Source organism: Patescibacteria group bacterium (assembly GCA_028692545.1).
In the GTDB taxonomy this organism is placed as follows: Bacteria; Patescibacteriota; Patescibacteriia; order UBA1558; family S5-K13; genus STD2-204.
The window spans coordinates 1-11018 of record JAQUXC010000019.1 but is presented as its reverse complement, the minus strand read 5'-3'; the positions used below and the strand labels follow the sequence as shown (position 1 = coordinate 11018).

Below are 11018 nucleotides of genomic sequence, written 5' to 3'. Positions count from 1 at the left end.
ATTACTCCCGTTGTATATGAATTTGTAATAGTACCAAGATAATTTGCCCCTGCTAATCCACCAATACCCCAAGCATAATCATCGTAAGTTGATGTTATGTTGATATTTTCTAAGCCAATATTTGTAAAATTTGATCTTCCGTTACTTCTACCAAATAAACCAAGACTATAAGATTCACCGGTATTAATGTAAAGATTTAAAATTTTATGTAAATTACCATTTAATTGTACAGAACAATGGTCACCTGTTTCACATATTGGAATCCAACCAGTTCCTGTTGTCATTGCTGTTTTAAATTCATCAACCGATGAATATCCATCTGGTACGCTTTGATCATAATTATCTATATCATTAAAATCTAAATCTTTTGTTAGGGAGTAGATCCCAAATGAATCATTTTTTATGTTATATAAATCTTGAATACTGTCTACTTCGTAAGAAGTGGGTTCCCATAGTGTTTCCGATGTGTATTTCATTACAGTTGCTTTATCACTATTTCCACCATCTCCATATGCAACATATGGTGTTCCTGATGAATCAATGGCAAGAGAAGTATAATTTGCTGTTCCTGCAGAGAAACCAGCGCTTCCAACATTTTCCCAAGAAGAACCATTGTATTTCATTACAGTTGCTTTATTACTATTTCCACCATCGCTATATGCAACATATGGGGTTGTGCTAGCACTTGGAAATACAAGAGAAGTATAATTTGCTGTTCCTGCAGAGAAACCAGCGCTTCCAACATTTTCCCATTCTGATCCATTATATTTCATTACAGTTGCTTTATCACTATTTCCACCATCTCCATATGCAACATATGGTGTTCCTGATGAATCAATGGCAAGAGAAGTATCTATTACTGTTCCTGCAGAGAAACCAGCACTACCAACATTTTCCCAAGAAGAACCATTGTATTTCATTACAGTTGCTTTACTACTATTTTCAACATCTCTATATGCAACATATGGTGTTCCTGATGAATCAATGGCAAGAGTAGGAGTAATTACTGTTCCTGCAGAGAAACCAGCACTACCAACATTTTCCCATTCTGATCCATTATATTTCATTACAGTTGCTTTATCACTATTTCCACCATCTCTATATGCAACATATGGGGTTGTGCTAGCACTTGGAAATACAAGAGAAGTATAATTTGTTTGTCCTGCTGAAAATGCAGGATGACCCAGATATTGCCAAGATGGTTCTGTTGCAAAAGATGTTTTTGTTCCCCCTATAATAACAAGGATACAAAAAATGATAATATTAAATATTTGTTTAGTTTTTTCATAAAGATATTTAAGTTAATTTTCATAATATTATTATATCATAAAATATGAGGGGGGGGAAGAAATAGATTTGATTTTATTTTAGAAGATTAAAAAAGTTTATTTTTTGTTTTTTACTTTTTCTTTTAAAAAATTTTTTGAATTTATGAAAAAATGTATCTTTTCTGCTTATATATTTAGAAATAAATAAAAATATTACAGCAATAATAAAAATTACAAATATAGAAAACAAAAATAACGTTGAATAAATATTTTGTTTTTTAAGGATTATACTTATTGGTATTTTTATCCCTGAAGATGCATTAAAATTTTTTTTATCTAATGCTTTTGTGACAACTGAAATATTTGTTTTTAATATTTGATTGTTTTTTTCTTTGTCAAAATTTGTGTTTATTTCTATTCTTGTAATTTGTTCTGGCAATAGTTGTACTTCTTCTGGATAAATTTTTATATTATTTTGAAATTCATCTGAATAAATTGATATTTGAACTACTTCTTTTGATATATTTTTTATTTTTAAATAATTTTTTGTATCTTTTGAATATTTTATATCTAATTTTGTAGGAGAAACAGAAATACCAATTCCTTTTACAGAAAAAGGAATCAAAAATATTAAGATTAAAAATATACATTTTGAAGTTTTCATATTATTTTGCTACTGCCCAAAATATTAATTCTGCATTTTTTGTGCCAGTACCTTCATAATTTCCAGGAACTGTAAGTCTTATATTTAATTCATTTGCTCTACTTCTATCTAAATTAATATTAAAATCTTCCCATAGTGTGTTATTAATTCTGGTATTGTTAAATAAATCATCTCCTAGTATATTTGATTCCACATGTATTCCTACATTCCCTATATTTGTAATTGTGAGAGTTTCTTCTTTTGATTGGTTTGGGGCTAAATTTTCAAAATCTATATTTGATTTATCTATAGAGAATGCTATCTCATCATTGTATTCACTACCGCCACCATTACCTAATACATTTGCACTTAAATTTACGGAGTGACTTACACTGTCTGCACCAGAAGAATTTATATATAACTTATTGCTTCTGATATATGTGTCTGTATATTTTACATATACAGTTAATGGGCTGTTATCTAGTATGTTTATATTTATTTCTCCATCTTGATTTGTCTGATGCAAAGTATCTCCTACATACACATCTTGCCATGGTAGGTTTTGTCTTGTGCCATCTTCAAAATAACTTGCTATTATTTTTAAATTATCTCCAATATTTAGATCTGTGGAATTTACTTCTATTTGGGTTGGCTTTATTCCAAGAGCTGATCCATATGCCCACAAAACTTCATCTCCATCATTTAAAATATAATCTTGGGCAGATACCATTGCAGGAGCCCAATTTACAAAATATTGCCAACCATTCATACCAGAGGCATCTAAATTATCAATACTTGATACATATGATCCATAAGCAGTATCTTCGATAATAAAATCGTAGTCGCATATATTTGAAGCAATTTGCAGTAACTCTAAAACATTATTTGCTTGAATATTTTTTGCAAGGCATATTGTATTATCTGGTGATTCTATTCTTAAATTCACAAGTTTTTGATTTGTCCCACCATTATCATCTATATTTATACGTTTTACAGGATAAGATGCACCAGAAATTGCAATAAGTGCGTATGCTGTTGAAAGATTTATTCCACTTGTACTTCCACTTGCCCATAAATAAGATCCATCATTTTGTCTCAAAGATTCCAAAAATGTAAGTGGAGTGTTATTATCTTTATTCCAAGTATTTGAGTCTATATTTAATTTATTAAGGGTTGAAATAACCCAAGAAGTAGAATTGCTATCTGAGTTACTATTTGTATCATAACCAAATCCTCCATCATCATTTTGAGCATTTTCTAAATAATTTAATGCATTTGTTATAACAGAATTATTATTTGAAACACCAAGCTCTAAAAGTGCCATAATTGCAGCAGCAGTGTCATTTGTATCAGAATATCCAGAAACAGCCCATGACCAACCACCATCATCATTTTGATTATTTAATATAAAGCTTTTTATTAAATCCCCATTTTCTATTTTACTTACAGATGATAGTGCAAGTACTCCCCAAAAATCGTCATTGAGCCATGAACTTTCACCCAATTGTCCATTGTTCATAGTAGAGAGAATATTGTTTGCAAGTGTATTTAGAGTATTATTGTCAGTACTTTCTACAGATGAAAGTGCGAGTAAATTTTTTGAAGATCCGAGTAAACTTGTATCTGATAAGTCTATGTAACTTATATTAATATTACCTGCGTTTGCAGAAACAAGTGCCTGAGTTATCCATGTATTTTGTGTTTGATTTTGTAAAAATGTAATAGTATTTGAATTATCTGCAAAGCTATAATTAGAAAACACAAGCATAAAAATTATAAGAACTGATAGTAAATTTTTTTTAATGCTTATTTTATTCATTTATTTTTTTATCCCGCTTAGTGGGATGAATTAGTTTATAATCAAAAAAACTCTCCCAAATGGAGAGTAAATTCTTAATATAAATAAAAATTAACTTTTTCTCCTTAGGAAAAGATATTTATTTTTCAGGGTCTGGCTTATTCTATTTGAAATCAAATAGACATTACAGTAGCTAGGACTGCGGAGGACTTGCACCTCTCTTCACTGACTACGTTTTCAAAGTAATTCTATTTTATCATTTACAAAATAATTGTCAAAATAAAAACACCCCCGGGGTGGTCTAAATAAAAAAAACAGAGCCCTATTAAAAACGGGCCCTGTAGCTGAGGAGTGAGTTGGGTTATTTCATCAAAATCATTTTTTTAGTAGAGGAATATTTACCGCAAGATATTTTATAAAAATAAATTCCAGCAGTAACATCCTCATCATTGTTGTTTTTACTATTCCAGGAGATTTTGTATTCCCCAGATTTTTGAGAAGTGTCAACAAGTGTTCTAACGAGTTGTCCTTTTATATTGTATATACCGATATGAACAATTTCGTCAGACTTCAAGGAATAGCGAATTGTGGTTGATTCATTAAACGGATTAGGATAATTTTGGACTTGCAAAACAGGAATTTGTACATTATCTTCAATATCAGAAGATTCTTGTACAACTACAAATAAGGTATTACTTCTGATGTATTGATTATTTCCAAGTATGTGGTCAATAAATAATTCATATATACCAGAGCTGTTAATCTGAAAAGATATTTGTCCATTTTGTGATTGGACATTGAAATATTCGTACTGATCTCCATACATCAATAAACGAATAGTTACTGTTTCAGACAAAAGCAATTCCCCCGTAGGACTAATATATGATGCATATATCAAAAAATTTTCGCCTTGATTAATGCAAGTTACGTTAGTTGAAATCCTGACTGGCCTTATACCCTGTAAGTGATTGAAATCTGTTCCGTATACAATCAACACATTATCATTATCGGAAACGGCTGTTTCTAAAATACTAGTTGTTCCGATGCTCCAGTTTTTGAAATATTGCCATCCATTGAGTCCTGAAGCAGTATTACCTGCAAAACTTCTCAAATAGTCGGTTTGAAATTCCTGATAGTATTCCAGTGAATATGGAATATTACAAGAATCAATCAAATCAAAAATTGTATTTACATTATCAATTTGATATTGATAATGCATTGTACTATCCCCTTGCACTTCTATCCGCAAATCAGTACAAAATGCGAATACAGTAAACAAGGCCAATAAACAACAAAAAAGTGTTTTCATTACAATCCTCCATGGATTTTATTTTTATTTTGATTTATATTATATCTTTTATAAGAAAAGTCAAAGACTATTATTATAAATATAATGAAATATTATAGCACATGAGCTTGCTACATTTAATGATTCAATGTTATTAGTCATATTTATTTTTATAAAATCATCTGATAAATTTATAATTTTCTCACTTATACCATTTGATTCATTACCAAATACTATACAAAATATACTTTCTTTTTTTAAAATTTTCAAATCACTTGATTTTTCTAATCTCGTAGAAAATATTTTCATTTGTTTTTTTATTTTTTTGAGTAATTTTAGGTTTTCATCAAATTCTATATTTAATTTAAAAATAGAATCTTTTGCAGAATTTATTGTTTTAAAATTATATAAATCTACACAGTTTTCATCTAATATTATATTTTTTATACCAAATGCAAGTGCTGAACGAAGTATTGTACCCATATTTCCAGGGTTACTAATATTATTTAGATAAACTATTTTTTTACTAAAATCAATTTTTGATTCAATTCTTTTGTAAATAGCAGTTATTCCAGATGGAGTTTCTAGATTTGAAAAAGACTTATTTATTTTTTCATCTATTATAAATATTTCATAATTATTTTTTGAATTATTTATTAATAAATCAAATTTTAGCTTATTTTTTTTGATAAAACTTTCTGTTACAAATAATTCTTCAAAATCAAATCCAGATTTTTGTGCATCTATTATAATAATAAAATTTTCAACAGAAAATTTAGAAAATTGTTCTCTATATTTTTTTTGATTTAATTTTTTTAAAAATTTTATTTTACTATTTTCTAAACTTTCAATTTTTTGCATATTATAAGTTTTTTACTTTTTTTAATATATCATTATGCACTTTTCCATTACTAGCTATTATATCCCGACTTTTTAAATTCCATTCTTTAGCTTTGAAATCTGTGACACATCCTCCAGCCTCTCTTACTATAATGACACCACTAGCAACATCATATGCATTTACACCAGGAATTACAATGGATTCTATTCTTCCACAGGCCACATAAGAAGTTTCTATTGCAGCACTTCCGAGTTGACGACAATCAAAATTTGCAAGTTTTTGTCTTGTAAAATACTTTATTGCTCTTTTTATATCATTTTCTTTGTTTCCGTGACAGAATGTATTAATAACTTTACCTGAATTTATATTTGAAACCTTTATTTTTTTGTTGTTTAAATAAGCTCCCTTTCCTTTTTCAGCATAAAACAAATCACCCAGTATTGGTGCATATACAATACCCAATATTACTTCTTCTTTATATGCAAGAGCTATTGATATTGACCAAAGTGGATTATGCATAGAAAAGTTTGTAGTTCCATCAATTGGATCTATAATCCATAAATAGTCTGATTTGAAATTATTTTTTCCAGCTTCTTCTGAAAATATTGCATGATCTTTGAAATTCTTTTTTATTTCAGAAATAATTATTTTTTCTGACAAAATATCATTTGCAGTTACTATCTCGTGAGCTGATTTCATTTTTATATCAGCTCTTTCAAATTTTTTGTATTTTTCTATTAATATTTTTCCAGATTTTTGTGCAGCCGCAATAGCAGTTTGTTTGAAATTATTCATATTATTTATGATTTTATTAATGGTGATAATTTTTTTTGTGAATTATCGTAATAGATCTATAAATTTGCTCTAATAGTATTACTCTTACCATTTCATGTAAAAAAGTGAGATTTGATAAAGATACTTTTTTGTATTTTTTTAGTAATTCCTCACTAAATCCAAGCGATCCACCTATTACAAATATAAGACATTGATTTTTGTCTATGAATTTTGCAAATTCCTTTGAATCAAAGAGCGATCCTCTTTCATCAAGAAGAAATACTGATTTTTTGTCACATTTTTTGAGCGCATTTTCTATTTTTTCTGATTCTATTTTTTTAACCTGCTCTTTGTTTGAATCATTGAATGCTTCTGCTTTCAATTCTACAAAATTTATTTTTGCATAAGGTTTTAATCTTTTTACATATTCTAGTATTGCATCATTAAAATAATTTTCTTTTACGCTACCTATTGTTATAATTTTTAGATTTAACATATTTTTTGCTTGTCCAATTTTTATAATTGAATTATTTAATAATATATATAAGTATATTATCTTTTAAGCAAAAAGGGAAACCCGAAAGTTTCCCCTTTATATTTTTTTGATGTTATTCACCATCAAATTTTACATCTCCCAAGCTTACTGTTTTCACTTCATCAGTTGAGCAATTTCTGATGTCTATTTTTTTATTAGGACGTGATTCTCTCAGCTCTATCATTACAGTAACTCTGGCAGGTGGATTGAGGACTTCCCAATATTCGTTTTCATAATTAACATGCACAATAACCTCCTAGTTTTTTCAATATTCAAAGGTTATTGTAAAACTTTCAAAAAATATTACAAGTCTATTTTACTTTATACATTAAAGTTACATTGAGCCTTACTTCCATATTGCCACTTTGTATGTCTGGAATTGCAGGTGTCATCATTGCATCTCCACCCATTCCAAGAGCTTCTTTTGATGAATATGCAAAATCATTTCTGTACATTGGCTCATAATAATTGTCCTCATATACATTTATAATTTTTCCAAGTTTTATACCTGTTTGTTTTGATAATTCTTTTGCTTTTGCTTTTGCCTTTTCTATAGCTTGCTTTCTTGCTTCTGCTTTTAGTGCATCAGTATCATCTATTGTAAAATTTACATTTCCGATTTGATTTGCACCAAGATTTGCAGATTCTTTTATTACATTACCAATTGTGTCTAGATTTCTAATTTTTACAGTAACTTCTTGATATAATTCATATCCTGACAAAACTCTTGCACCTGTATTTTGAGGATAGCTATATATTGGACTCAAATTATATTGAGTTGTTTTTATATCTTTTTCTTCTATTCCAAGAGCTTTCATTTTTTCTATAACAGCGTTCATTTTGACAGTTCCATCTTCAACAACTTGAGCCACTTCTTTTTTTGTATCAGTTTTTACACCAAAACCAATTTGAGCTATATCTGGCTTTGCAAATATTTTACCTTCTGCAGATACTGTTAATTGATTTCTTTCTACATTTACTATTCTATCTCGCAAAATTGATAAAATTCCAAGAGCAATCATACCCAAAATTAAGATTATAGCTATAATATGCTTTGGGTAATCTATAAAATAGCATTTTTTTGTTTCTTCTTCCATAATTTTTTTGTCCCGCTTTGCGGAATTATTTAATAATTAACTTATTAATTAGATACGAGTGATATCTTAATCTGTAACAATAATATTATCTTTTTATTATTTTATTTAATAATTATTATTAAAAAAGTACAAAATATTATAATAGAATACAAGAATGTATATCCAAGTATTGTGAGAGATTTTTTTATTTCTTTGTTTATAATAAGATACGCAGGATAGCCAAACATTAAAGTTCCAACAATAGCAACTGATATTACAAGTAAAAATAACATCAATAAACTTGGCCAAATTTGACCTTCATCCATATGAAAATTTTTCATTTGTGAAAAGAATAAACTTATCAAAAAACAATACATAAATACTCCTAATGTTTGTATTAGCCCTATAATAGAGGGTTTTATTTTTTTTATTTTCATATATTTTAGTTATAAAGTTACAAAGTACTAAGTTACAAAGATTTTTAAAACTTTATAACTTGTGACTTTTAACTATTAATTAAATTTAGTTGGACTTATATTAATTTTATCAAATCCATCGGCGGCATCATTGAAATAAAATTCTCCCTTTAATTTTTCACCATTTAAAATTCTTGGGAGTCAATATTTATCATCTGACCACATATTATCATATGGAATTTTATCTATATGAAACCATTGTGGCATCATTTCTTCTGTTTCTATTATATCACCTTCCCATGATTTACATAAAAACACACTAACTTCTTGATTATTTTTTCCATCTTTAAAAAAAAATTTAAATTCACAAACCTTTTCTAAGTCAGATTCTTTTATATTTACCCCGATTTCTTCTTTTGCTTCTCTAATAGCAGTACTTGTAATTGTTTCATTGCCTTCAGGTTTTCCACCAACGCCATTCCATTTTCCAACACCAAAACTTCTTTTTTTCATTGCGAGGAGTATTTGATTTCCTTTTAATAATAAACAGAGTGTTGCTTGTTGCATAAATTAAATATTTTATATTTACCCCAATGCTCCTCTGCCTCTTCCTCCATTTTTTCAAGTCCAGTGTAATAATCAGAAAATTCATTTAGATGAGCAAGTGCAATTTTTCCAGTTGTAAAAAAATTATCATCCATCACATTTGTGTGCATATCTCGAGTTCCATGTTCTAATTCTACATTCATACCAATTAAGAATTGTTCTACATCAAATTTAGACCAATCAATATCAAGTTGTTCACCAATATTTTTTGCTTCTTCTTTTGCAATAATCATATTTATTTATTTTAATATTATATACAATCATTATAACACATTTTGAATTTTAAATTTATATTCAATAAAAAAAGAGCCCGTAGGCCCTATTAAAAAATAATTAGCAAGAATTATAGTATTTTTGGCATGTAATGTCGTTGACCCTCTTCATCTAAATTTAGAAATCTTTCTAGTTCATTGTAATAGTGTTCCATTTCTTCACTTAGCACAGTTTCTGGTTTTAGTAATTTTGTACCAAACCTTTGAAGTAAGGCTTTTGTAAATCCACTTACAATAATTTTGAAGTTGTTCTGTATTGGTACAGCTACATTGTCCAACAAGAAATTTACTGTCTCACATAGCTCAGTCCAGTCTTTTAGCGTTTTCATTTATCCCCCATGCTTTTAATTTTATTTGTATATAAATTAGCATAAATACATTTTTTTGCAATAATATAACAGCTAGTGAGTTAATACATTAGAAAGTCAGGAAAAATATAATTTAGAAAAGTATTATTTATGTGAAAAGATTTTGTTTCTATAAAAATATAAAACAATAATTATTATTATAACTATCAAAATATTACTAGCATAAGAAAACAGACTTGATATATATTCCCAATTGTTTGCGAATAGATATCCAATTCCTGTAAACAAAAATACATATATTGCTTCTCCTGGTAAATCATAAATTATAAATTTTTTGAAACTTATTTTTGATAGTCCTGCTATTAAATTTACAACAGGACCAAAACTAGTAAGAAAAAACCTACTTAAAAATATTGTTTTTCCAGAATTCTTTATAAAATATATCTCTGCTTTTGAAAAACTTTTTGAATTTAACAATTTTTTAAATCCAATTTTTTTTAAAACTTCTGTACTGTAATAATATGAAAGGAAATAAGCTGTAATATCTCCTAGTACACTTCCTAAAAATCCAAACAAAAATACATAATAATAATTTAAATACTCTTGTGCAATAAGAGAACCAGAAGCAATAAGAGATGGACTTGCTGGTGTAAGATTTGTAAGAGAAGCAAAAAAAGTTATTAGAAATAACGCAAAATATTTATATAAAAATATAAATGACAAAATTTGATTTAACATAATATAATTATATCATAGAATATTAAGCATCCTTTTTAAATTATTAAATAAAATAAAAGCAGGAGTGTCAACCCCTGCTAAGATTATGGTTTTTTATAAAAAATCAACAGGATATTTTCATATCCTTGATTTCTTCAACGATCATGGGTATATGGGAAGTGTGTTGAATATATCCCATGTCATTCCTTTGATATTTTTTTACTGCCTGAATGACATGTTCAATTAGTTTATCCCACAAGTGATTCCATTTTTTTTCTGTTGACATTGTGTTCCTCCATATAATTTTATTGATTAATATTTTACATGATAAATTAAATTTGGTCAATATTTGTATGTACAGTTAACAGTCAAGGGTTACACTTTCTAAATACTTTTCATGAGGAGTAAGTCCGTTAAGGGTTAAATGTATTCTTTTAAAATTGTAATAATTTAGCCATTCATAAGGAGTGTTCCAA

Annotated in this window: 14 protein-coding genes; all 14 read right to left on the bottom strand. The window is 27.8% G+C overall.

Features of this window, described 5'->3' with window-relative positions:
- A partial coding sequence (locus PHZ07_05290) for a hypothetical protein (protein MDD3284980.1) occupies positions 1–1067 on the bottom strand: 1067 nt, incomplete at its 3' end.
- Between the two features lie 295 nt (positions 1068–1362).
- The gene (locus PHZ07_05285; protein ID MDD3284979.1) at positions 1363–1932 is read right to left on the bottom strand and encodes a hypothetical protein; all 570 of its coding nucleotides are present in this window, start codon (positions 1930–1932) and stop codon (positions 1363–1365) included.
- Position 1933: 1 nt separating this feature from the next.
- A complete protein-coding gene (locus PHZ07_05280) occupies positions 1934–3730 on the bottom strand; it encodes a DUF4430 domain-containing protein (protein MDD3284978.1) in 1797 nt (598 codons plus the stop codon).
- Between the two features lie 340 nt (positions 3731–4070).
- A complete protein-coding gene (locus tag PHZ07_05275) occupies positions 4071–5018 on the bottom strand; it encodes a T9SS type A sorting domain-containing protein (protein MDD3284977.1) in 948 nt (315 codons plus the stop codon).
- A 60-nt stretch (positions 5019–5078) separates the two neighbouring features.
- Entirely contained in the window at positions 5079–5858 is a 780-nt protein-coding gene (locus tag PHZ07_05270; GenBank protein ID MDD3284976.1) for an RNA methyltransferase, read from the bottom strand.
- A gap of 1 nt (position 5859) precedes the next feature.
- Positions 5860–6633 carry an inositol monophosphatase family protein gene (locus tag PHZ07_05265; GenBank protein MDD3284975.1) on the bottom strand — a complete coding sequence of 258 codons (774 nt, stop codon included), beginning with the start codon at positions 6631–6633 and terminating at the stop codon, positions 5860–5862.
- A 16-nt stretch (positions 6634–6649) separates the two neighbouring features.
- Positions 6650–7108, bottom strand: a complete 459-nt coding sequence (locus tag PHZ07_05260) for a 23S rRNA (pseudouridine(1915)-N(3))-methyltransferase RlmH (protein MDD3284974.1) — start codon at positions 7106–7108, stop codon at positions 6650–6652.
- Positions 7109–7220: 112 nt separating this feature from the next.
- Positions 7221–7394: a hypothetical protein gene (locus PHZ07_05255; GenBank protein ID MDD3284973.1), complete on the bottom strand. Its 174-nt coding sequence runs from the start codon at positions 7392–7394 to the stop codon at positions 7221–7223.
- A gap of 64 nt (positions 7395–7458) precedes the next feature.
- Positions 7459–8244: an SIMPL domain-containing protein gene (locus PHZ07_05250; protein MDD3284972.1), complete on the bottom strand. Its 786-nt coding sequence runs from the start codon at positions 8242–8244 to the stop codon at positions 7459–7461.
- A 101-nt stretch (positions 8245–8345) separates the two neighbouring features.
- Complete coding sequence (locus PHZ07_05245; GenBank protein MDD3284971.1) at positions 8346–8660, bottom strand: hypothetical protein; 315 nt, start codon at positions 8658–8660, stop codon at positions 8346–8348.
- Positions 8661–8840: 180 nt separating this feature from the next.
- Entirely contained in the window at positions 8841–9206 is a 366-nt protein-coding gene (locus PHZ07_05240; GenBank protein MDD3284970.1) for an 8-oxo-dGTP diphosphatase, read from the bottom strand.
- A complete protein-coding gene (locus tag PHZ07_05235) occupies positions 9176–9478 on the bottom strand; it encodes a hypothetical protein (GenBank protein MDD3284969.1) in 303 nt (100 codons plus the stop codon). Before PHZ07_05235 ends, PHZ07_05240 begins: the two co-directional genes overlap by 31 nt.
- 110 nt (positions 9479–9588) lie before the next feature.
- Positions 9589–9846 carry a hypothetical protein gene (locus PHZ07_05230; GenBank protein ID MDD3284968.1) on the bottom strand — a complete coding sequence of 86 codons (258 nt, stop codon included), beginning with the start codon at positions 9844–9846 and terminating at the stop codon, positions 9589–9591.
- 123 nt (positions 9847–9969) lie between these two features.
- Entirely contained in the window at positions 9970–10563 is a 594-nt protein-coding gene (locus PHZ07_05225; protein ID MDD3284967.1) for a DedA family protein, read from the bottom strand.
- Between the last annotated feature and the right edge of the window lie 455 nt (positions 10564–11018).